This window comes from Trichococcus patagoniensis (genome assembly GCF_003051085.1).
GTDB classification, from domain to species: Bacteria; Bacillota; Bacilli; order Lactobacillales; family Aerococcaceae; genus Trichococcus; species Trichococcus patagoniensis.
In genome coordinates, this window is record NZ_QAOM01000026.1 from 1 (window position 1) to 23,852 (window position 23,852).

Below are 23,852 nucleotides of genomic sequence, written 5' to 3' on the forward strand. Positions count from 1 at the left end.
CCTCTATTTTACCATTGTGGAACCAAAACAAAAACTGTGAAACATGCGCCAGCACAACATTCCACAGCCGAAAAATTATATACTTTCCTATAATATAAGAAAAGCTGAACGGGTTCGTTCAGCCCTGAAAGAAATTTAGGAAATCTGGCCCTGAATGAGCATCGAAGAGCGCAATGGGTCAGATTTATCTAATTTCCGAAGGGCTAACCCGTGAAGCTAGCCATCATTTTAGGTGCATGAAACATTTTGCAAACGTGTGAAACACCTACGGTGATGCACTTTTGATTGGAAAAACTATATAGTTTCCTACGTACTACGAAAAAATGCAATCCGGATGCTTCGGATTGCATTTCTGATTCGTAAGGATATAGACACATACACGTTCACCAAGATTGGATCTTTTTGTGATCAGCGCTGATGGTTTTTGTTACTTCGTACCCAACGTTGCATATCCACCAACCCGGATTCCAGCCCGGATAAAACGATCTCTGTCTCCTTCAATTTCCTATTTGCGGTCAAAGTCCGGCCTATCGAGTATTTCTTTGGCAATGATGGCTCGCATCAATGCTTTTTGATTGCCGGCATATTTTTTCTTGTTATGAATGGTGGATTTCTCCATTCTTTTGGCAGTCTTTAATTCTTTTTTGTCTTCAGAAAAGACAGTGAAGTCATCGGCCAACCCCACGGCAGGATCCATATTATAGTCCGTAAAAACTTGTACCTCATCGCTTGCATCCGCAGGTTCCGTGTCATTTTGGTTGCTGACTGTTTTTGGCGGATTCGCCCGCAACAGCAACTGCCATAAATTTTCGCGGTTAACGAAAATCAGGATTTCACTCCGCCAATTTCTGTTAGTCAAAATCCGGCTGACTTCCCGCAGATATTGTTCGGGCAGACGCTCCTGGAAAAAGCCATAAATCTGTTCAGGCTTCAATGTGGCCAGTTTTTTAATCAGTTGTTTCGCATTCTCGTTTCCGGAACCATCCAACGACTGGCGAACAGTCTGCTGCAGGGCAACCGCTTGGGATGTCCCCGCTCGAAGTCTGGCGTTCTCCGCTAGACGATTTATTCTTTTGACTATCGAGATGAGTACAGAGAGAAAGAACGCCAGGAAAAGGATCGGCAACAGGATCGGTAAAAGAAAGGCTAGGCTAGTCATTCCGGTTCGCTTCTATCTGCCGGAAACTCTGAAATGCTGCTCCTCATTTCAGTATCCGCTATGATATTTTTCATTTTATAATAATCCATCACACCTAAGTTGCCGTTGCGCAGTGCTTCAGCCAACGCCAAAGGCACCTCCGCTTCGGCTTCGACCACTTTTGCCCGCATCCTTTGCACTTCAGCAATCATTTCCTGTTCTTCAGCGACCGCAAAAGCACGGCGTTCTTCCGCTTTCGCTTGCGCTACCCGCTTGTCTGCCTCCGCTTGCTCCGCCTGCAGTTTTGCGCCCACGTTACGGCCGACGTCAACATCGGCGATATCGATGGACAGTATCTCAAAGGCAGTACCCGAATCCAGTCCTTTTTTCAGGATCGTTTGGGAAATGGAGTCCGGATTTTCCAAGACGGAAGTGTGCATCCTAGCAGAGCCGACGGTTGTGACGATCCCTTCACCGACACGGGCGATGATCGTTTCTTCGCCAGCACCACCGACCAAGCGTTCAATGTTGGCACGTACCGTTACTTTTGCTTTGGCTTTTACTTCAATCCCGTTCATGGCGACACCCGCGATGATCGGTGTTTCGATGACTTTTGGGTTAACGCTCATTTTCACTGCTTCCAATACATTACGACCGGCCAAATCGATGGCAGCCGCTTTTTCAAAACCTAAATCGATATCGGCACGCTGCGCTGCAATCAGCGCATCGATGACCATATTGACATCTCCGCCTGCAAGATGATGCGCCTCCAATTCATTTATATCAATTATCAGTCCCGCTTTTGTGGCTTTTATCATCGGCTGCACGATCATAGAAGGAACCACCCGGCGTAAGCGCATGCCGACCAGATTCGAAATTTTGACTTTCACTCCCGAAAAGTAAGCCGTGATCCATAGACCAACCGGCACAAAGCGGAAAAACAAAGATAAAAACAGTACGACAAACAATGCAATAAAGATGAGTCCTATCAATCCTTCTGTCATTTTCCATCCAACTCCTTGACTGTAATTTTGACCCCTTCAACCTGGATAACCTGAATCTGTTTCCCTTCCAATATGATCTTACCGTCACTGACTACGTCGAGCATCACATCTCCGATAGTGACTTTGCCGGCCGGCCGCAGCGTCGTCGTGGCTGTGCCGATCATTCCCAAGAATTCGGAATAGTCTTTGCTGGACGAATACCCACGCTCCCGATTCAGGGAAGTATCCAAAATCAATTTGCTGCGGTCCGGCAAGAATTTATAGCCTTTTTTCAAAAGCACTGACGTCGCTATCCCGGAAATGATGATCGCCAAGCTGACATCCAGCACACTTTCCAAAATACGCTCATTGTTCAAAAACAGGCCTGCCACGACCATCAGGAAACCCGCGATCCCCACCAGCCCGAAATCGGGTATGAACAATTCAACCACCAACAACATGATCCCGAACAGGAACAGCAGCAAAGTCAGCCAGTTCCCGCTTCCGAAATACAGGAAATACAACAAAAAGCTCAGGATGGCCGCACCTCCGAAGACGTAATACCTCGAAGTGAACAGCATAAAAACCAGACACAGAAAACCTATGACCAAAAACAGCAAAATGAACGCCTCCTTCTGCTTTGTTCCGATAAAAGCAACAAACGGTCGTACTCATAAAAAATAAGAAAATTTATATTATCATTTTACCGCAAATACAGAATATAACAAAAGGAAATCCCTTTCAGGACTTCCCCTCTGTTTACTGACTTGTCAAATTATTGTTGCAATTCATCAAGGTCGACGGTCTGGAATCCGACTTGATTCCCAACCAAAGCCACCGTCACCGCCTGATTTTCATGGATATCGCCCTTTATGATGGCGCGCGCCAATGGATTCTCGATCTCAGCTGAAATGAATCTTCTGAGCGGCCGCGCTCCGTAAATCGGATCGTAAGCATTATCCGCTATCCAGGCTGCAACCTCATCAGAAACGGAGAGCTGGATCTGTTTGTCCGCCAGCCGGCCGGAGAGTTCCTTGACCATTTTGACGATGATCTTTTTGACATCCGCTTTGCTTAATGGCGTAAAGAGGATGGTGTCATCGATCCTGTTCAAAAATTCAGGCTTGAACGATCCTTTCAGCACTTTCATGACTTCATTGGCCACTTCTTCCGGGATGGTTCCATCGGACTGGACGCCTTCCAGCAGGAGTTGTGACCCGATATTGCTGGTCATGATCAGCACGGTGTTTTTGAAATCGACCACGCGCCCCTTCGAATCGGTCAAACGCCCATCATCCAATACTTGCAGCAAAATGTTGAAGACATCCGGATGCGCCTTCTCGATTTCATCCAAGAGAATGATCGTATAGGGGCTTCGGCGGACCGCTTCCGTCAATTGGCCGCCTTCTTCGTAACCGACATATCCCGGTGGTGCCCCGATGAGTCGAGAAACCGAAAATTTTTCCATGTATTCGCTCATATCGAGCCGCACCATATGTTCATCGGAGTCAAACAAATTTTCCGCCAACGCCTTCGCCAATTCCGTTTTCCCGACCCCTGTAGGCCCCAGAAACAAGAAGGACCCGATAGGCCGGTTAGGCGACTGCAGACCGGCACGCGAACGCAGAACGGCATTCGTGACGCTCTCCACTGCTTCCTCTTGGCCGATGACCCGTTTATGCAGCGTTTCCTCCAATTTCAGGAGTTTGTCCCTTTCCCCCTCAACCAGCTTAGTCACCGGGATGCCGGTCATCCGTCCCACCACTGTCGCGATTTCGTTCTCGGTGACCGATTCCTGGACAAGGTTGCCTGCTTTACCTCTCCGGGTTGCATTCTCTTTTTCGAGAGCCGCCAATTCCTTTTCCATCTGCGGGATGCTGCCGTGGCGCAAAACTGCCGCCCGTTCCAGGTCATAGTCTGCTTCCGCATCCTCCAACTGCCTGCGCGCGTCCTCCAGGTCCTCCCGTTTGGCACGCAGCTTTTCGACCTCTTCCTTTTCGTTGCCCCATTTCATGCGCAATTCATTTGATTCTTCGCGCAGATCGGCTAACTCGACTTGCAGAGTCGCCAATCTTTTCTTGCTCTGATCGTCGGATTCCTTCTTCAGGGCCGCCTCTTCGATCTCCAGTTGCATCAGTTTGCGGCTCACCTGATCCAACTCGGTGGGCATCGAATTCATTTCCACTTTTATGTTCGCGCAAGCCTCATCGACAAGGTCAATTGCTTTATCCGGCAGAAACCGGTCTGTGATGTAACGATCGGATAAGGTCGCGGCCGCAACAAGGGCATTGTCATGGATGTTGACGCTGTGGTGGATCTCATACCGTTCCTTCAATCCCCTCAAGATGCTGATTGTGTCGGCAACTGTCGGTTCTTTCACCAATACCTTCTGGAATCTCCGCTCCAGGGCCTTGTCCTTCTCCAGATTTTGGCGGTATTCATCCAGAGTGGTCGCTCCGATGCAGTGCAATTCGCCTCTGGCCAGCATAGGTTTCAACAGATTGCCGGCATCCATGCTCCCCTCGGTTTTCCCTGCCCCGACGATCGTATGGATCTCATCAATGAAAAGGATGATGCGGCCGTCGCTTTTCTTCACTTCTTTCAATACCGCTTTCAGGCGTTCCTCGAATTCTCCGCGGTACTTGGCACCCGCAATCAACGAACCCATATCCAGCGAAAAGATCGTTTTGTCCTTCAGGTTATCCGGCACGTCTTTTTTCACGATCCGCTGGGCCAAACCTTCCACGATGGCGGTCTTGCCGACGCCCGGTTCACCGATCAGGATCGGGTTATTTTTTGTTTTGCGCGACAAAATGCGGATAACATCCCTGATTTCTTCATCGCGGCCGATGACCGGGTCTTGTTTTCCGCTTCTTACCGCCTGCACAAGGTCTATGCCATACTTCTCCAACGCTTCATACTGATCTTCCTGATTTTGCGAAGTCACGCGGTCTCCCCCTCTCATGTCCTTGATTTTTTCGGCGATCATTTTTTCCGTCAGGCCTTGATTTCCCAGGAATTTGGTCAAAGGATGATTTTTCAGTGTCATCAAACTCAAAAGCACCGTATCCGTGGAGATGAAATCATCCTTCAGCTCCGACCGCTTGCGGTCTGCTTCCAAAAAGAGATTGTACAGATTCTGGCTGAATGTTTGCCCATACTGGACGGAAGTGCCCTCAATCACCACTGATTTATCCAGTTCCTTATCAACGGCTGATTCAAATGCATCGATTGCCACCCCTGAATCGATATAAAAATTGCGCGCAAAACTATCCGGCTGCAGAAATATTTTCCACAGATGGGCGACATCGATGGTCTGGTGCTTGCGCACCATGGCGATACGTTGCGCTTCTGCGATTGCCTGCTGCAGGGCTGTCGTCATTTTTTCCATTTCCATGCTAGGACCTCCTCAAAAAATCTACTGTTAATCTGTTTTATAGGACAAGTATACGACTATGGTCAGAATTGGTCAAATGATAACTCGAAAAAAAAGAGCAGCAAAGGTGATTTCCTTTGTTGCTCTTCTCATCATCGGATCCCTAACGCGATCCGTGCATATCGGGACATTCTGTCTGTCGTCCAGGCAGGATACCATACCAATTTCACTTGCGTTTCGGTTACTTCAGGAACGCTTTTCAAAGCACGATGGATTTCATCGGTGATGACATCCGCCAATGGGCAGCCCATCGTTGTGAGTGTCATTTTGATCAGGCAGAAGCCATCCTGTTCCAATTCCACTTCATAGATCAAACCTAAATTGACGATATCTATCCCTAATTCCGGATCTATCACTTGCTCAAGCGCCGCCAGGACGCGTTCTTTTATGTTTTCCAATTCTTCTTGCGAATATTGGGGATTTATCTCTTCAGTCATTGCATACACCTCTAACCTTTCTGGATTAATTTGATGATAACAGTTTGTGCATAGAAATTCAATGCTAATATGCGTTCCCCAAAAATGCAGCCATTTCCTCAAAAATAGCGTAAGGAACCCGATGCCCTGCGCCTTCTGTGGACCGGAAGCAAATGTTATCCGCAAAAGCCTCCTCGCTGATGGAGTTGACGAACTGAGCCATCTGTTCGTACGGGACGCTTTCGTCGGCCTTTCCGTGCCAGATGTAAAACGGCGTATCCACGAGCGACTCCGGATGTTCTTTGAGGCTCAGGCTTTCAAAAGGCGCCATCAAAGCTTTGACTTTCTCGTCATCAATCGGCGGCAAGCCTTCCACCCAGCGGGACTTCAATGCCCAATGCGACAAACCGATCGGATCCGGACTGCCCATCAGACAGGCTGCCGAATGGATCCAAGGGTATTGCGTCAAGGCGATGCAAGTCGTGATGCCACCCATGGAAAGACCGGTGACCGAAACATGGTCTCTTTTTGCCAAGCCCGCTTCGACATAGGCTCCCACAAGGTCAGGAAGTTCCTTGATGTTTTGCAGGACTACCGACCAAAACTCTGCCGCCGGTTCGCCAGCATAAGCTTCCTCTTTGCGTTCGCCATGACGATAGGCATCGGGGATGATCACACGCATGCCATTGCTGGCTAATGCATAGCCCGGCTCCAAACCTCTTTCCTTTTGGTTCGTGATGCCATGATAAAAGAATGCGAGTGGAATGTCCTCGGTTCTCTTGTCTTCTTCAACGATTTCCAGAATCGGTATATTATTTATGATTTTTCTTTCGATTACGATCAATTGGATCCCTCTTTTTCAGCTCTGATCGACTGCTATAGGCAAAAATATTTTTCCAGATAGATTGCCAAGCCGTCTTCATGATTCGTATGCATCGTTACATCGTCGGCAATCTTCTTTAATGCCGTGATCCCATTCTGCATGACGACACCGTGCCCAGCATAGCGGATCATTTCCATATCGTTGTCCTCGTCACCGAAGGCAAGAATATCTTCCCGCTTGATGCCGTAGTTATTCGCGACCACTTCAACGCCAAGCGCTTTTTGGACGCCGGCGGAGACGATCTCAAGGCAGGGCATCGTGCCACCCCACGTACGGATTTCGATGGCATTCCCATAACGCGCCAAAATCCGGTCACGGATGGCTTCTAAATTCCGTTCGTCCGAAAACACATTCATGGAAGTAGGGTTTTCCGACAGCGTATCCTTCGAAGTGATTTGCGTCGCCAGCAAATTTTTCGGGAAATATTCGTTGGCGGGCAGCGTTGCGGTGGATGCGAAAAGCTTGTTTTTGCCTTCTATGCAGATAAAATCGATGCCCATCTCTTCGCGCTGTTCGATCAGATCCATCGCAAAATCTTTGTTGAGTGTCTTGTGGTAATAATTACTCCAATTGCTGTCATGGGGATTATGGCATAAGGCACCGTTGAAGTTCACCAACGGAGTAGTCATCTTGAGCGTCTCATAAAATTCTTTGCTGTTTCTGTAAGGACGGCCAGTTGCAATCATGACCAGATGATTATCTTTTTGCAACGTTGCCAGCACCTTTTTGGTCCGATCGCTCAACAACGACTGGTTGTTGAGTGTGGTTCCATCTAAATCCAAAGCGATTAATTTTTGTTTCATAGTTCCTCCTGCGGTTTCCGCCTCAGAGACGAATACTCATTCAATCCCTAGCGACGGGAATTTGCTTTTTAATTCTGCCGTCATGACCTTTGCGATATTCGATCCGATCACGAGCATTTCATATAGTGGTTTGACATCCGTTGTCGAGCGGCCCAAAAGTCGAAGGAAAATTTCGCCATCCCCCGCCAGGCAAAGTGTATAATAAAAAGTCTTGGTTTGGTTCAATTCATTGATCAGTTCCAACAGGTTCACTTTATCAGCGTAATTATTCAGGTAAGCCAATTTTCTGTAGCTGATCTGAAAATCACTTTCGGCCTCATCTTTGGCGATGACTACACCAAACGGCAAAGAATGTTCTTTATCAAGATTGAATTTCCCTTGATACAAATACTGACCATTTTGGATGGGATGACTTTTCAGTGGCATGCCTTTTTCTTGGAATTTTTGATCAAGCGCTGCTAATATCGTCAAAACTATCACTCTTTTCATATATGGTGCTACAAGTATAGCACATTTTTTCCAAGAAATACGCTTATCACGGTATACAAAAAAGGTCCGGAACCGAAGTCCAGACCTTTCCATATGACATGCGGAATATTAACGACGTTTTTCTCTGATACGAGCAGCTTTTCCGTGTAATGCGCGCAAGTAATAAAGTTTTGCACGACGCACTTTACCGAAGCGAACAACTTCGATTTGAGCTACACGTGGTGTGTGCAATGGGAATGTACGTTCCACACCTACACCGTTGGAAATTTTACGTACTGTATAAGTTTCGCTGATTCCGAATCCGCGACGTTTGATGACTACGCCCTCGAATAATTGGATACGTTCTCTTGTTCCTTCGACTACGCGAGCGTGGACGCGAACAGTGTCTCCAGGACGGAATGTAGGGATATCACTACGTAATTGTCCTTGTGTAATTGCTTCAATCAATGGTAATTGACTCATGTTTTTTTCTCCTTCCAACCGACATTCATACACAATCATTCTGCACAGCGGAATATCGTATTATGGAGCAGTCTCTCTGCTCACCTGTAGAATTCTACCACAATAATTTTGACGTGTAAAGTATTTTTCATTTACATTGTTTGAATTTTAAAGCGCACTATTGCGCTTAAATATCAGTCTTTTCTTCCAGCAGTATCTCCGCCAACCAAGCTTGCTGTTTTTTCGACAAAGTGATCTTTTCCAACATTTCCGGACGTCTCAGCCAGGTTTTGCGCAAAGATTCTTTTTCTTGCCAATCGGCAATTTTCTGGTGGTTGCCGCTGAAAAGCACTTCAGGGACGACATCCCCTCGGAAATCGCGCGGTCGTGTATATTGGGGATGCTCGAGCAAGCCGGTCGAGAAAGAATCGGTCTTGTTCGATTGTTCATTGCCCAACACTGCCGGCAACAGCCGGACCGTCGCATCGATCATGACCATCGCGCCCAATTCGCCGCCCGTCAGAACATAATCACCGATCGAAACTTCATCCGTCACATGTTGCTTGATGCGTTCATCGAAGCCCTCATAATGGCCGCAGATGAAGACAATGTGCTCTTCTTCGGCAAACTCTTCCGCCAGTTCCTGATTGAAGGTTTTTCCGGATGGATCCAAAAGGACAATCCTTTTTTTGGTTTCGGGAGACTGGACATCGATGTCCGTCAGCGCGTCCACGATCGGCTGCGCTCGCAGCAGCATGCCTGCCCCGCCGCCGAAAGGATAATCATCGACGGAATTGTGTTTATTTTCGGAATAATCGCGGAAGTTCGTGCAAGTGATCGAAACACGACCGCTCTCGATCGCCTTTCCGATGATCGACTCGGACAATGGGCCTTCGAACATCGCCGGAAACAATGTCAATACATCTATCTTCATCAGTCCATCATTCCTTCTAGAATGTGGATTGTGACTTGTTTATCTTCCAAAGATACCTTTTCCACTACGGAAGCGAGATACGGAACCAATAAATCTTTTCGGCCTGGTTTGGATACAACCCACACATCATTCGCCCCAAGCGGCAAAATTTCTTTGATGATACCCAATTCTTCGCCGGCATCACTTACGACGGACAATCCGATGATTTCATGATAATAGAACTCATGATCCGAAAGGTCCTCCAGCTGCGTTTCCGAAACTCTCAGGATTCCCCCTCTGAACGGCTCGACCTCTTCGATCCGGTTATATCCCTCGAATGTCAGCATATTGAAATTCTTGTGCACCCGGTGGCTGGCTACCTTCAGAGTGATTGGCTCACTGTTTTCGCGGAACAAGTAGAGCGTAGCTCCTTTTTTATAGCGTTCATCCGCAAAATCAGTGCTGGAAATGACACGCACTTCACCTTTAAGCCCTTGCGTATTCACAACTTTTCCGACATCATAAAATTTTTCCATTTTTCACCTATCCTTACATAAATCGTACTGTCAAAGTTTCTGTACAAAATAAAATAGAAGGGATAAGTGCTACAATTGTATCATCATCCGCTTCTATCTATTCGCTATTAAGTTAGGCATCCACCGAGTGGAAAAGACCGGACCCGCAATTGGAGCGGATTATTCGGCCCCTTCGATCACAAGGCGGACACGTTTTGTGCCTTTGGTTCTGACACTGTATACAATTGTACGGATCGCTCTGGCGACACGTCCCTGTTTCCCGATCACACGGCCGACGTCCTCGGCATCGAGATGCAAGTGATATTCCATGAACTCACTTGTCTCCTTGATTTCGATGGACATCTTATCATCGTGGACGATCAAAGGTTTGACAATTGCCAGGATTAAATCTGAAATTTCAGGCATTTAAACCACCCTTTTATTTAGCTAACTTAGAGTCGTGGAATTTTTTCATAATACCTTGTTGAGAAAGTAAGTTACGAACTGTATCAGAAGGTTGTGCACCCTCAGCTAACCATTTCAAAACCAACTCTTCGTCAAATTTAACTTCAGCTGGTTCAACAACCGGATTGTATGTACCAACCTTTTCGATGAAACGGCCATCACGTGGAGCACGTGAATCAGCTACAACGACGCGGTAAAACGGGTTTCTTTTAGAACCCATACGTTTTAAACGAATTTTAACTGCCATTTATATAACACCTCCATATATCTGTATCTCACATTTTTATATATTACCAGTTTTCCATTTGCTTGTAAAGTGTTTTCTCTTTACACTTGCAATTATTTTTTCTTTTTCTTCTTTTTGTTCATTTTTCTGGCCATTTGCTGCATGGCCATTTTACCCATTTTGCCTTTCGGACCTTGTCCAAGGAGGCCTTCCATCCCTGCAAAATTGCCTTTGGACATCTTGTTCATCATATCCCTGGATTCGTTGAACTGCTTGATCAGACGGTTGACTTCCGCCAACGATCTTGCGGAACCTTTCGAGATCCGTCTGCGTCTGCTCTGCGACAAAAGCTCTGGGTTTTCGCGTTCAGCGGGCGTCATCGAAAGCACGATTGCCTTCATGTGGGCAACATCTTTGGGATCGATCTTCATTTTGTCCAATCCCGGAACGTTGCTCATGCCCGGAATCATCTTCAGGAGGTCTTCAAGCGGCCCCATGTTGGTGACTTGATCCATCTGCTCGATGAAATCATTGAAGTTGAAGGTGTTCTCGCGGATTTTCTCGGCCATTTCTGCCGCTTTTGTTTCATCAAAATCTTGCTGCGCGCGTTCGATCAACGTCATCAGATCGCCCATGCCCAGGATTCGGGAAGCCATGCGTTCAGGGTAGAATGGTTCAAAGTCTTCCAGTTTTTCGCCTTGGCCCGTAAATTTGATCGGCTTTCCGGTTACGGAACGGATGGATAGCGCTGCCCCGCCGCGTGTGTCCCCGTCCAATTTGGTAAGGATGACACCGGTTATGCCGAGCTGTTCATTGAAGGATTGCGCTACGTTGACAGCGTCCTGACCGGTCATGGCATCTACCGTAAACAGGATTTCGGTAGGATTGACGGCAGCTTTGATGTTCTTCAACTCTGTCATCAATACTTCATCCACGTGCAGTCGTCCCGCCGTATCGATGATGACCAGGTCGCGTCCATCGAGTTTGGCTTGTTCAACGGCCTGCTTCGCTATATCGACCGGATTTGCTTCGGTACCCAATGCATACACCGGGAAATCCAATTGTTTGCCCAAGGTCTGCAACTGATTGATCGCTGCTGGACGATAGACATCGGCCGCGACCAGCATCGGGCGTTTGTTTTCTTTTTTCTTCATGTAATTGGCTAGTTTCCCGGCAGTGGTGGTCTTACCAGCACCCTGCAGGCCGACCAGCATTACGACAGTCGGTGGCTTGGCAGAGAATTGGAATGGCTCCTGCTGCCCGCCCATCAATTCCGTCAGTTCTTCGTTGACGATTTTGATGACTTGCTGTGTCGGTGAAAGCGACTCGAGCACATCCGAACCTAACGCTCGTTCATTCACTTTTTTGACGAATTCTTTTACGACTTTAAAATTCACGTCGGCTTCCAGCAAAGCCAGACGTACTTCACGCATCATTTCCTTCAGATCGGCTTCCGTAATTTTACCTTTTTTGCCGATTTTGGTCATCGCGCCTTGGAGACGCTCGGATAACCCTTCAAATGCCATATTTGCCACTTCCTTACTGTTTATTCGTCTTTGTCATCCAGTTCTTCCAGACTGTTGATCAAGCTCTGCAAAGTTCTGTCTGCGGGATATTTTTCTTCGGCATAATTCGCCAATTCGTCCAATTTTTTGTTTCGGAGGCTATAGTTTTGCGCCAATTTCAATTTCTGTTCATAATCCATCAAAATTTTTTCGGTGCGCTTGATATTATCGTACACGGCCTGCCGGCTGATCGCGAATTCTTCAGCGATCTCACCCAACGAATAGTCATCGCCATAATACAAAGAAAGATAGCCTTTCTGTTTATTCGTCAACAGGACGTTATAGAATTCATAAAGAGTATTCATATTATTGGTTTTTTCCAGTTCCATCAGAATACCTTCCTTCACGTACGGATTGTCAAGAAAAAATCTTTACACTTCATTAGATTAACGATTTTGCTGAGCTTAGTCAACCATAAATTGCACTGAAGCGGTGTTGCCGCAACAAAAAGTAAGGTCAGGCCGGCAATCGCATCGGGATTGCCGGCCTGACCCTGCTTCTGTCGCCTTTTGCTTATGAAGCGTGTCTCACCGGGATGGACAAACCGCTTCGTTATTTTTTCTCAAGCAGATCTTTTACGAGTCCGTAGATGTACTGCTCCGGATCGAACACCTGCAGATCATCCAAGCCTTCACCCAGACCGACAAATTTGACGGGTATATCCATTTCCTGACGGATCGCGAGGATGACGCCGCCTTTCGCCGTACCATCCAACTTCGTCAGGATCAAGCCGGTGACATCCGTCGTCTCCTTGAATTGCTTGGCCTGTATCAAAGCGTTCTGGCCCGTCGTGGCATCCAGCACCAACAACGTTTCGGTTGCGCCGCCGGGGATTTCCCTGGCGATGATCCGATTGATCTTCTCCAATTCCTTCATCAGGTTCACTTTATTCTGCAGTCGCCCTGCTGTATCGATCAGCAGATAATCGTAGTTCTCTTCTTTGGCTTGCTTCAACGCATCGTAAACGACGGAAGCGGGATCGCTTTTTGCATCGCTTGTCACGACCGGCACACCGACACGTTGCCCCCAAACCTCCAGCTGTTCGATAGCGCCGGCTCGGAAAGTATCCCCGGCCGCCAACAAGACGCTGTTCCCTTGGTTCTTCAACTGATAAGCGTACTTACCGATGGTCGTCGTTTTCCCCACACCGTTTACGCCCACAAACAGGATAACGGTCGGCCCATCTTCATTTATTTTGATGGTAGGCAATTCCGTCTGGCCTTTTTCATAGATTTCGACCATTTTTTCGATGATGACATTCTTCACCTGTTCTCCGGTGCGCACGTTCTTCATCTTGACTTCATCACGCAGCACATCCGAAAGTGCCAACGTCATATCAAAACCGACGTCTGCGGATATCAGCGTTTCCTCCAAGTCGTCAAAAAAATCTTCATCCACCTCTCTGAAGCCGGCGAACAGTTCATTCATCTTATCCGAAAAGCTTTTGCGCGTCTTCTCCATGCCTTTGTCGAATTTGTCGATGACGATCTTATTTTCTTCGGTTACCGGTGTCTGAACGACATCTTCACCTGTAAATGCGCGTTTTATTCGATCAAATAATCCCATCTGAACACTTCCTCTCTTATGGCAGCCTGTTTTTACGTAAAGACGAACGTTTCGATTGCGTGTGCGACGCCATCTTCCCCGTTTGTCTTCGTGACGAAGCTCGCCCGTTTCTTGATCTTATCGGGAGCGTTGCCCATCGCGACGCTTACGCCCGCAAAATCCAGCATCGCCAAATCGTTCTCTTCATCTCCGCAAGCCATGACCTCATCGGCAGTGATGCCCAAGTGATCGCATAATGCCGCGATGCCGTTGCCTTTGTCGACTTCGGGATGCATGACTTCGAACAGAAGCGGACGTGATTTCATCATCGAATATTTGCTGTAGAAGTCTGCCGGTATTTTGGCGATCGCTTCATCCAAAACAGCAGGCGCGATACAAAAAACAACTTTATTGAACGCATGTTGCGCTTGAAAGTCTTCGATCTTTTTTTCAACGAACGGCAGGCTCGAACTCTGCAGGCTCTTGTACAGGGACTCCCTGCCTTGCGGATATTCCGGTTCGTATACGAATTCCAGATCCAGCATGTTCATCGGGATGTTCAGTTCCTTGCTCAGGTCATAGAGTTCCACGATCTGACCGTAGTTCAGCACTTTTTGGGAAATGATTTCCGATGTTTTATTCTTTTGGACCAAGCCGCCGTTATAGGTGATCGAGTAATCTTCTGCTTGAAGCAGGTCCAGCTCATCCACATAAGCTTTGATGCCCATGAGCGGGCGTCCTGTGCAAAGCACAATCTTCACGCCGGCTTCCCGAGCGCGGTGGATTGCCTGTTTATTCGCAGCGCTGATCTTTTTGTCAGGATTCAGCAACGTGCCATCCAAATCGAGTGCTATCAATTTAATCATTTATCTTCATCCCCTTAACCTATGTCTTCGTAATCTTCAAATTTGACTGATGCCAGGCGGGATACGCCGGAATCCTGCATGGTCACACCGTACAATGCATCTGCTTCTTCCATCGTGCCTTTGCGATGAGTGATCACGATGAACTGGGTCAATTCGGTTGATGCTGCCAGATATTTCCCGAAACGGGATACATTCGCTTCATCCAAGGCAGCCTCCACTTCATCCAAAATGCAGAACGGCACCGGTTTGACCTCGATGATGGCGAACAGGAGCGCAATCGCCGTGAAGGCTTTTTCCCCTCCGGAGAGCAGGCTGAGCTGCTGGAGTTTCTTGCCTGGCGGCTGCGCGACAATTTCAATGCCGGTCTCCAACAGATCATTCGGATCCGTCAGCTCCAACGTCGCTTTTCCGCCACCGAATAATTTCGGGAAGGTTTTTTCGAATTGCTTTTTGATCTGGATGAAAGTCTCCTTGAAACGCAAGCGGACTTCATCATCCATTTCGTTCATCGTGTTCAGAAGATTCCCTCGGGCAGACAGCAAGTCCGTCTGCTGCTCCGAAAGGAAAGTGAACCTTTCGGAAATGCGATCATATTCCTCGATCGCACCCATATTGATTGGACCCAACTCTTCGATGTCTTTTTTCAACTTTTTCACTTGGCGGGCTGCCTCTTCGGGCTCTTGGGTCAATTGATGATCCTGTTTCGCGGCTTCAAAGCTGAGATCGTACTCCTCGCTCAAATGCGCAAGGTGATGGTCGATGGCGATTTCATAGCGCCCAGCATTCGTTTCCAGCTTGGCGTGCGCACTCCATAATTTTTGGAGATTTTTATTTTTTTCGTTCTGTTCGGTTTCCTGAACGGCACGATTTTGTTCGGTTTGCTTCTTCCGCTCCCGCAACTGTCTCAAATCCGCATCGAATCCAGCTTTTTCTGCAGTCGTGGACTTCAACTGCGTCGTGATTTCTTGGATGGTCAGCGTTTCCGTATCGGCCAGCTTGGCGACTTGATCTTGTTTGCCTTTCAGCGAGCTGATGGCCTCCTGCTCCGTTTGGATGCGCTCGGTCGACAGTTTCACGTCACGCCGCAATTGCTTTTCCTGCTCCTGCAGGACCGCAAGCTCTTGGTCTGCTTGCTGCCGGTTTGACTGGACGTCCTGCAGCAGTTTCAAACGTTCCTCTTCATTCAGGCTGGATTCCGCTATATCCTTCTGAAGCTGATCGATTTCGCTGTTGAGGACGAGCAAATTTTGTTGCGCTTGGGCCAATCGCGTTTGTCTGTCCTCTTTCTCTTCATAGAACATGCGCTTTTCATATTCATGTGCAGCCGCTTCTTTTTCTTTCGTTGCAATTTCAGCTGTCACTTGCTGCAGGGAAGCTTCCCTTTGCTGCAGTTCGAACTGTTTGATGGTCGCTTTTTGGCGCTTATCATCCAGTTCCTCCTGCAGACTTTGTTGCTGCAGTGACCATTTCTCCTGCTCCCGTTTCAGCTGGTTGTATTGGATGGACAACTGTTGCACATAATCGGTCAGTTTGTTCAGATTATTTTTGCGGGCCAATAAGGATGCCTCTTGCTGACGCCTTGTCGCGCCACCCGTCATCGATCCGCCAGCATGGATGACATCCCCTTCAAGGGTTACGATCCGATAACGGCTCTGCAATTTCTTGGAAATCTGTAACCCGTCCTGGATATTTGCCGCTACGATCGTTGTCCCCAACAAACTGCTGACGATTGCATGATACAGTTCCTCATGATCGATCAGCTCATTCGCGATGCCGATATATCCGGGACTGTTCGCCAATGTCGTCCGCACAGCCGCGGGCACAGTCTTGCCTTGGATGACTGTCATCGGCAGGAAAGTGGCGCGCCCCAAGTGTTGGGCTTTCAGAATGCCGATACATTGGGATGCCGTGCGTTCATCGGCCACCACGATATGTTGCATCGTGGCTCCCAGAGCGATTTCTATGGCTAAGGTGTATTTTTCGGGAACTTGGATCAATTCGGCGACGGGACCACGGATACCCGGAACGCTTTCCCTTCTCCTCAGCATTTCCTTTACGCCTTGATAATAACTGGCATAGCTGTCGTCCAACTCCTGCTGGCTCTCGCGCCGGGCTTCCGCCTGCTGCAGATTTCGGGTTACAGTATCCAGTTCTGCGTTCAGTTGTTGGAGCTTGGAGACGAGCTGGAAGCTATTTTGTTTGCAATCCTGCAGGTCCGATTCCAGATTGGCATTCTCTTCAACAAACTGGACGTATTCCTCATTCAAAGATTGCTGTTTCGCCTTTAATTGGCGCAGACTCTTCCTGAGTTCGTCGCCTTTCGAAAGGAAACGGTGCTCCTGTTCGGTTGCTAGCGTCATTTCTTTTTCGAGATGGACGGTTGTGTTCCGGTTGCTGGATTGTTCCTGCAGCCTGTTGATATAATCGTTCCGGAGTTTTTGGACAAGCTCCGCCTTGTTTTGCATCAGTTGGGCTTCTTTTTCGGAAAGGCTCGCTCTTATTTCCGAAAGTTCCTTCCTCGCTTCCACTTTCGTCGCAAGTTCAGTCCGCAAGGCCGCCAGATTGGCTTTTTCCGTCTTGATCAGCGCCTCTTTTTCAGCGATGATCTGGGCTTGCTCTTCTTGATTCTTTGACGAGTACATCGCCCTTTGCTGGAAAACCTGCTTTTGTCCTTCCAACTGTTCCAATTTCTGGATGACCGTGACGTAGCCGGTCTGCAGTGTTTCCAACTGTTCGTCGCACACATCCAACTTTTGTTTCAGTTCCTGCAAAGCCGTCTGGGTGCTCGCAAGAGAGCGTTCTTCCGTGCTGATTTTCCGGTCATAATCGGCCAGCTCGCGTTTGCTCATTTGCCACTGCGCATTCAGCCGCTCAATTTCGGAAGCGGTCAAAGCGATTTCGATCTCGCTTAATAACGCTTTTTTATCCTTGTATGCCAAAGCCGTTTTCCGTTGGATTTCCAGCGGAGCGAGTTGGCTGTTGATTTCGTGCAGGATGTCCTCGATCCGATTCAGATGCTCTTCCGTTTGGGACAGCTTCCGTTCGGCGCTCGTTTTGCGGTTTTTGTATCTGGCTACCCCGGCAGCCTCTTCAAGGATGATCCTTCTGTCCTCGGGTTTATTCTGAAAAATCTGTTCCACTTTCCCTTGCGAAATCATGGAAAAAGAGTCTTTTCCGATGCCCGAATCCATCAGTAATTCTGTTATGTCCTTCAATCTGCATGGTTTTTTGTTGATGAAACAATCACTGTCGCCATTGCGGTTGTATCTCCTGGTGATGCTCACTTCGCTGAATTCCAGCGGCAGGAATCCGTCCTCGTTGTTCAGGATGAGGGTAACTTCGGCAATGTTGACAGCTTTGCGTGTCTGCGAACCGGCAAAAACGATGTCGTCCATTTTTTTCCCGCGCAGATTTTTTGCGGATTGTTCCCCCAATACCCAGCGGACAGCTTCCGAAAGGTTGCTCTTGCCGCTTCCGTTCGGCCCTACTACTGCTGTCACACCTTCATCAAATTCGATTACGGTTTTGTCGGCGAATGATTTGAAACCCGACATTTCTATTCTTTCAAGATGCAAAGAAAACATCCTTTCCGGTGAAACTTGCTTTTCATTTTATTAGAGATTCCAGAGCGTTCTGTGCCGCTTTCTGTTCGGCGGCCTTTTTGCTTGGCCCTTGTCCTTGGCCCATCACTTTTCCGAAAGCCCGCACTTCCACATCAAACTGCTTTGCATGCGCAGGACCGTCTTCGTTCAGGAGGATATATTGGATATCCACGTCCCCATTCTTTTGCAGTTCTTCCTGGAGGCTGGTCTTGTAATCCATCACATGTGAAAAAGCATCCTCTTTTAACTTCGTGATCATGACTTGGTTAATGAATTTTCTGGCGGCTTCGATCCCTTGGTCCAGGTATACGGCCCCGATGAACGCTTCGAATACATCACACAGCAAAGCCGGACGCTGCCTTCCGCCCATATTCTCTTCCCCTTTACCCAAACGGATATAGGAGTCGAAATGACAGTCCTTCGCGAAAGCGGACAGGCTTGGTTCGCAGACGATCTGCGCACGCAGACGGGTCATTTTGCCTTCATGCCACGTATCATAGGTATGAAACAAATAATCGGAGATGACGACTTCCAAGACCGCGTCGCCCAAAAATTCCAATCGCTCATTGTCCTGCAATGCCAGATGACGATGCTCATTCACATAAGATGAATGGGTAAATGCTTCATGCAAAAGTTTCTCATTCCTGAAAACTATCGAGAAATCAGTTGCTATTTGTTTGACTATTTTTTCCAATTCGTTCCCTCCTTTCCTTGAATGGACTCCTTGCTGTCAAGGTGCTTTTGAAAATAGAGTCCTTTTTCATTATACGACAAATGCGTGCCATAAGCACGCAAATTTCGTTCTCGAACAGTCTGTCCGTTTTCATAAGAAAAAGGCCTGGACAAAAGTCCGGGCCTCTTCCTCATTTCTGGTAAATATACGGAACGCGCCTTAACGGACTGGTTCCTCTGATGTCAGTTCGATGGTTTCCCATCCTCTGGTTGCACCATAGCGGATATTGAAGTTCTTGACGCGGTTATTGACAGCAAAAATCTGCGTACGCCAGAAAGTGGGGATGACAGGCGCTTCCTCAAACAGCAACGCTTGCCATTCTTGATAGATCCCCGTCCGCACATTATCGTCCAAGGCAACAGCAGCGTTGATCTGACCCAACAAAGCATCATTCTTTTCGTTGGCCCAACGGGTGTAGTTGAGAGCACTGGTACGACCGAACATTTCGGTCGGATTGGGATCCATGCCTGTCCCCCAAGTTGCCTGATAGACATCAATAGCCAGACTGTCGGATGCAAGCATGTCATGGAACTTCTGATATTCAATCAATCTACCTGTGGCGAGCGAGACATCCAAACCGATTTTTTCCCATTGTTGGATATAGTAGGCAACTACCGTTTCCGTTGCGTCCCCCCCTGCAACAGCCGCAAAGTTGATTTCGAGCGGCTCTCCGTCCGGTGTTTCCCGAAAACCGTCGCCGTCCCTGTCCAGATAGCCAGCCTCATCCAGCAGACTTGAGGCCTTCACAGGATCGTAACTGAAGCCAACCGCCTCATCATCACTGAATCCTTCGAATGCTGGTGGAACCATAGCGTTTGCGGACTGCAGCAACCCATCGAAAAGGACCGCAGCGACAAATTCGTTGTCCAGCGCGTATGCCATCGCTTGGCGCAATGCCGCATCCGCCATTTTTGAACTCAGATTAAGGGTATTGCCACCTGATTCAACGTCTTGGGATCCCAATTTGAAACCGATGTAAGTTGTCGCCAATTCTTCTCTGCCCAGCAAGGTTATATTGTCGAAATCTTTGTAGCTTTCGTAAGAACTTGCCGGCATGACAGCGACGTCGTAATTTCCCGCTTCCATTTCGGATACGATTGTTGCCGAACCGACTACTTCAACAAGGATATTATCCAACTTCGGTTTCCCTTTCCAATAATATTCATTGGCTTCGAAAAGAACCGACTCGCCTGGAATGATCGCCTTGACCCGGAACGGGCCCGTCCCTACAGGTTGTTCCCGCAGCTGGGACGAACTCATCATTTCGGCTACAGGGATACGATCCAGTTGGTGCCTTGGCAGCGGTTGGCTCCATAAGGCTCCTCCCGCTTGCAGAAGGGACGGATTCAATTCTTCGAAAGCGATGGTGAGGTGCGTATCATCCAAAACTTCGATACCGGCAATCGAATCAGTTGTGCCTTCATGGTATTCGGTCATGCCCACGACATTCGCAAAAGCCTCTCCATAAAGGGAACCGGCATAGTCCGGATGCCCGATCACTTCATAGGCATACAGGATATCGTCGACCGTAAGTGCCGCTCCATCCGACCACTTCAGGTTATCCAGTAGAGTGATCGACACCGTTTTTAAATTTTCATTTTGTGCAAAAGTGGCCATGCCATCTTGCGTAAGCTGAAACTCCTCATCATACGAAAAAAGGGATTCATGGGAAAAACCCATGAGTTCCTCATCATACGCATCCTCTGAAAAAGCAGGGTTGAAGACTCCCTGAAAGGAGGATTCGGCGACCAGAGCATATTTCAACACTCCGCCGGCGATGGCGGGGGCATCGCTGTTCATGACAGTGTCGAATGCCTGTATGACAGCTGATGAATCAGGCGAGTCCCCGTCCGTTTCCAATAGAACCTCCTTGTTTCCGCAGCCGGCCAGCAGCGCAGCAAACAAGAAGGGGACGATCATTTTATTCAGCATAGCTCAGCCTCCTTTTTATGCTTGCATTTGTTTAGCATCTGCCGCACGCCGCAATGCCTGTCCGACATAAATGATGCACAACAACACTGCAAAGATGAGTGTGGATGCTGGTAACCATACCCATACACAGTTCTCAAAAACTGTGGGAGAAATGGCATAGCGCAGCAAATTGCCTATACTCGGCGCGCTGGGCGGCAAGCCTAAGCCCAAGAAACTCAAGCTTGTCTCCATCCCGATATTCCTTGCCAAAGACATAGTCGTATTGACGATGACCAGTGAACTTAAATTAGGCAGGATTTCACGGAACATGATCAGCAAGTCGTTTGTTCCTGCAGTTCTGGATGCCCGCACATAGTCATGTTTGGCCTCCGCACGCGTCCGGTTACGAAAAACCTTTGATTTCCCTGCCCAACTGAACGCGCTCATAAGCAATATGAACGTAATGAGATTGTATTCCGATACGATGGATACCAGCACGAGAACCAACAGGCTTGCCGGAAGAACCATGATGGATTCAATGGACCGCATAAGCAGACCATCCAGGAAACCACCGTAATAGCCGGACAGCAGACCCAAGCCGATTCCGATGAATCCGGTCAAGGCTGTCACGGCGGTCCCGGCCAGCAGCGAGGTGCGCGCTCCCAGCAACAGCTGGCCCAGCACATCCCGACCCGCTTCATCCGTACCCAATAGATGGTTTTTGCCCGGCGAAGCATACCTGTTCAATAAGTCCACCTGCATGACTTGACTCTCATCAAAAAAAAGGGAGCCCACAAAGACCAACAACAAGAGCACCACGAGCGTACCCAAAGCAATGACCGCCAACTTGTCTTTTCGGAATTCCCCAAGCATGCCGCGGAAATCGACAACAGTTTTTGTTTCCTCATTCACTTCGTTGCTAAAACGGTTCTCGCCTGCCGCAACGGAGGCAAGCTCCGTTTTCAACTCTTCTATTCTGCCTGCTTTCTTTTCTTCCTCCGTATTCAACATATCCCCCCTTTCCTCTTGCTATCTCACCCTGACACGCGGATCAACAATGGTCAAAATGATGTCAGACACTAATGTGCCAATCAAAGCAGCCAGACCATAAAACAGCAACAAGGCAACGATGACACTGAAATCGCGTGATTCTAAAGAACTGATGAACAATCGGCCGATTCCCGGGTAGGAGAAGATGTATTCGATAAAAATGCTGCTCCCTATGAAACCGGTGATGTCATAGCCCAACAGAGAAGTTACCGGCATACTCGCGTTCCTGAAGATGTGCCTCCGATACACCATGCTCTCCGGAACGCCTTTTGAGCGGGCTGTCAGTACATAATCTTCTTGCTTTGCCTCGATGATACCCGACCTTAAACGTTGGATGTTGCCAGCGGATGCCGAGAGGGCAAAAGCAAGCGCCGGCAACGCTAAGTGGTGGAGCCTATTCCAAAGAGAGGCAAATACGCTCTGCGTTTCCGGCAACAAGGGCATCCCCCGCGTCGGAAACAATTCCAGTTGAAATCCAAAAAGCCAAACCAGCAACAAGGCAACCATGAAGATCGGCAAGGCAAAACTGATGCTGTTCAAAAAACGAATGACTTTATCACCCAACGAACCGTTAAAACGCCCTGCATAAATGCCAAGCGGAACAGCGATCAGATACGACAACAAGAGGGAGGCCATCGCCAACAAGAGTGTGTTGCCAAGCCTTGCACCAACAAGAACACCCACAGGCATCCGGTAAGTGTAACTGAGGCCGAAATCCCCTCTGAGCATATTTGCGATCCATTGCAGATACCTGATGTACCAAGGGTTATCCAGGATTGCGTCAACGCCGCTCTGATCCATCCCCGGAATGATCAGCCCAGTCAGAGGATCGCCGGGCATCCATTGCGCCAGTGCAAACACCAATAAACTGAACGCCAACAGTTGCGGAATGATGAAGAAGAAGCGTCTCAGAATTCTGTTCCACATCGTTAACGCTCTCCTTTCGATGGTTTACCGGCAATCCGATGCGTTTCCGACAACGGGATCAAATCCCCAACACGACCGTCCTTTGCCAGATAACTCTCCATGCTTTGTTTGTATTCTGATTCTATTTCCCGCCGCAAACGCTTGTGCAACTCACGGTTTTCCGGATCCAAGTTTGGAATTGCGGAAAGGAGCCTTTTCGTGTAGATGTGCTGCGGGTTGAGATAGATATCCTGCCTGTCTCCGTATTCCACGAACCTTCCTCGGTACATGATGGCCAATTCATCGCACATCTGCTTCACGACGCCTAGGTCATGAGAAATGAACAGATAGCTGAGTTTGTATTGTTCTTGGATGCGTTTCATGTAATTCAACACTTGCGCCTGAACGGAAAGGTCCAATACCGAAACGGGTTCATCAGCTATGACAAATTTTGGCCGCAGCGCAACCGCCCGCGCCAATGCAATGCGTTGCATCTGTCCACCTGTGAATTCGTGAGGATACTTCCGCAGCGCATCTTCCGGTAACCCTACCATTTCCAGCAGTTCCAACACGCGTTTTTTCTCTTCCTGCTGGGAAAGCTGCTCAAAATTATGCAAAGGTTCAGAAATGATCTGGCCAATTTGTTTTTTCGGATTCAGACTCGCACCCGAATCTTGAAAAATCATCTGGACATTGCGTTTGTGGGCTGATTTCCGCTTGCCTATCGCAGCGGTTACGTCAGTGCCTTCATAAATGATTTGGCCGGCAGTGATCCGCTCCAGTCCGACGATCGCTCTTCCGACAGTTGATTTTCCGGACCCCGATTCGCCCACCAGACCGTAATTTTTCCCTTCTTCCAGGGCCAGACTGATGCCATCGACGGCTGCAAGGCTCTTTTTGCTGGATAAGAAGCCGCTCTTGAGCGGGTAGTGAACCTTCAAATCTTTGATTTCCAAAAGCCCCATC

General features: G+C 48.3%; 23 protein-coding genes. All 23 read right to left on the reverse strand.

Annotation, left to right across the window (positions count from 1 at the left end; genetic code table 11):
* Nucleotides 1-505: 505 nt before the first annotated feature.
* Complete coding sequence (locus tag C8U37_RS13310; RefSeq protein ID WP_108033704.1) at nt 506-1,159, reverse strand: hypothetical protein; 654 nt, start codon at nt 1,157-1,159, stop codon at nt 506-508.
* Nucleotides 1,156-2,142 carry a flotillin-like protein FloA gene (gene floA / locus C8U37_RS13315; protein WP_108033705.1) on the reverse strand — a complete coding sequence of 329 codons (987 nt, stop codon included), beginning with the start codon at nt 2,140-2,142 and terminating at the stop codon, nt 1,156-1,158. The genes C8U37_RS13310 and floA overlap by 4 nt, the downstream gene beginning before the upstream one ends.
* A complete protein-coding gene (locus C8U37_RS13320) occupies nt 2,139-2,741 on the reverse strand; it encodes an NfeD family protein (RefSeq protein ID WP_108033706.1) in 603 nt (200 codons plus the stop codon). The genes floA and C8U37_RS13320 overlap by 4 nt, the downstream gene beginning before the upstream one ends.
* Nucleotides 2,742-2,896: 155 nt before the next feature.
* Nucleotides 2,897-5,518, reverse strand: coding sequence for an ATP-dependent chaperone ClpB (gene clpB / locus C8U37_RS13325; RefSeq protein WP_108033707.1), 2,622 nt, complete (start codon nt 5,516-5,518; stop codon nt 2,897-2,899).
* A gap of 131 nt (nt 5,519-5,649) precedes the next feature.
* Entirely contained in the window at nt 5,650-5,994 is a 345-nt protein-coding gene (locus C8U37_RS13330) for a metal-sulfur cluster assembly factor (RefSeq protein WP_170100307.1), read from the reverse strand.
* A 64-nt stretch (nt 5,995-6,058) separates the two neighbouring features.
* Nucleotides 6,059-6,817 carry a prolyl oligopeptidase family serine peptidase gene (locus tag C8U37_RS13335; protein ID WP_108033708.1) on the reverse strand — a complete coding sequence of 253 codons (759 nt, stop codon included), beginning with the start codon at nt 6,815-6,817 and terminating at the stop codon, nt 6,059-6,061.
* 32 nt (nt 6,818-6,849) lie between these two features.
* Nucleotides 6,850-7,659, reverse strand: a complete 810-nt coding sequence (locus tag C8U37_RS13340) for a Cof-type HAD-IIB family hydrolase (protein WP_108033709.1) — start codon at nt 7,657-7,659, stop codon at nt 6,850-6,852.
* Nucleotides 7,660-7,695: 36 nt separating this feature from the next.
* Nucleotides 7,696-8,130, reverse strand: a complete 435-nt coding sequence (locus C8U37_RS13345; RefSeq protein ID WP_233442740.1) for a hypothetical protein — start codon at nt 8,128-8,130, stop codon at nt 7,696-7,698.
* 126 nt (nt 8,131-8,256) lie between these two features.
* On the reverse strand, nt 8,257-8,610 hold the full coding sequence (rplS, locus tag C8U37_RS13350) for a 50S ribosomal protein L19 (protein ID WP_106448696.1): 354 nt from the start codon (nt 8,608-8,610) through the stop codon (nt 8,257-8,259).
* A 166-nt stretch (nt 8,611-8,776) separates the two neighbouring features.
* A complete protein-coding gene (trmD, locus tag C8U37_RS13355) occupies nt 8,777-9,523 on the reverse strand; it encodes a tRNA (guanosine(37)-N1)-methyltransferase TrmD (RefSeq protein ID WP_108033710.1) in 747 nt (248 codons plus the stop codon).
* A complete protein-coding gene (gene rimM, locus C8U37_RS13360; protein WP_108033711.1) occupies nt 9,523-10,038 on the reverse strand; it encodes a ribosome maturation factor RimM in 516 nt (171 codons plus the stop codon). The genes trmD and rimM overlap by 1 nt, the downstream gene beginning before the upstream one ends.
* Nucleotides 10,039-10,197: 159 nt before the next feature.
* Nucleotides 10,198-10,443: a KH domain-containing protein gene (locus tag C8U37_RS13365; RefSeq protein ID WP_086628136.1), complete on the reverse strand. Its 246-nt coding sequence runs from the start codon at nt 10,441-10,443 to the stop codon at nt 10,198-10,200.
* 13 nt (nt 10,444-10,456) lie between these two features.
* A complete protein-coding gene (gene rpsP / locus C8U37_RS13370) occupies nt 10,457-10,729 on the reverse strand; it encodes a 30S ribosomal protein S16 (protein WP_108033712.1) in 273 nt (90 codons plus the stop codon).
* Nucleotides 10,730-10,821: 92 nt separating this feature from the next.
* On the reverse strand, nt 10,822-12,234 hold the full coding sequence (ffh, locus tag C8U37_RS13375) for a signal recognition particle protein (RefSeq protein WP_108033713.1): 1,413 nt from the start codon (nt 12,232-12,234) through the stop codon (nt 10,822-10,824).
* A 20-nt stretch (nt 12,235-12,254) separates the two neighbouring features.
* On the reverse strand, nt 12,255-12,602 hold the full coding sequence (locus C8U37_RS13380; RefSeq protein WP_108033714.1) for a putative DNA-binding protein: 348 nt from the start codon (nt 12,600-12,602) through the stop codon (nt 12,255-12,257).
* A gap of 223 nt (nt 12,603-12,825) precedes the next feature.
* Entirely contained in the window at nt 12,826-13,839 is a 1,014-nt protein-coding gene (gene ftsY / locus C8U37_RS13385) for a signal recognition particle-docking protein FtsY (protein ID WP_108033715.1), read from the reverse strand.
* A 32-nt stretch (nt 13,840-13,871) separates the two neighbouring features.
* Nucleotides 13,872-14,684, reverse strand: a complete 813-nt coding sequence (yidA, locus tag C8U37_RS13390) for a sugar-phosphatase (protein ID WP_108033716.1) — start codon at nt 14,682-14,684, stop codon at nt 13,872-13,874.
* Between the two features lie 14 nt (nt 14,685-14,698).
* Entirely contained in the window at nt 14,699-18,259 is a 3,561-nt protein-coding gene (gene smc / locus C8U37_RS13395) for a chromosome segregation protein SMC (RefSeq protein WP_425445671.1), read from the reverse strand.
* Between the two features lie 31 nt (nt 18,260-18,290).
* Complete coding sequence (rnc, locus tag C8U37_RS13400; RefSeq protein WP_108033718.1) at nt 18,291-18,980, reverse strand: ribonuclease III; 690 nt, start codon at nt 18,978-18,980, stop codon at nt 18,291-18,293.
* 198 nt (nt 18,981-19,178) lie between these two features.
* Nucleotides 19,179-20,951: an oligopeptide ABC transporter substrate-binding protein gene (locus C8U37_RS13405; protein WP_108033719.1), complete on the reverse strand. Its 1,773-nt coding sequence runs from the start codon at nt 20,949-20,951 to the stop codon at nt 19,179-19,181.
* A 15-nt stretch (nt 20,952-20,966) separates the two neighbouring features.
* Nucleotides 20,967-21,803: an ABC transporter permease gene (locus C8U37_RS13410; RefSeq protein WP_425445672.1), complete on the reverse strand. Its 837-nt coding sequence runs from the start codon at nt 21,801-21,803 to the stop codon at nt 20,967-20,969.
* Nucleotides 21,804-21,959: 156 nt separating this feature from the next.
* Nucleotides 21,960-22,907, reverse strand: a complete 948-nt coding sequence (locus tag C8U37_RS13415; RefSeq protein ID WP_108033721.1) for an ABC transporter permease — start codon at nt 22,905-22,907, stop codon at nt 21,960-21,962.
* Nucleotides 22,908-22,909: 2 nt separating this feature from the next.
* The gene (locus C8U37_RS13420; RefSeq protein ID WP_108033722.1) at nt 22,910-23,851 is read right to left on the reverse strand and encodes an ATP-binding cassette domain-containing protein; all 942 of its coding nucleotides are present in this window, start codon (nt 23,849-23,851) and stop codon (nt 22,910-22,912) included.
* Between the last annotated feature and the right edge of the window lies 1 nt (nt 23,852).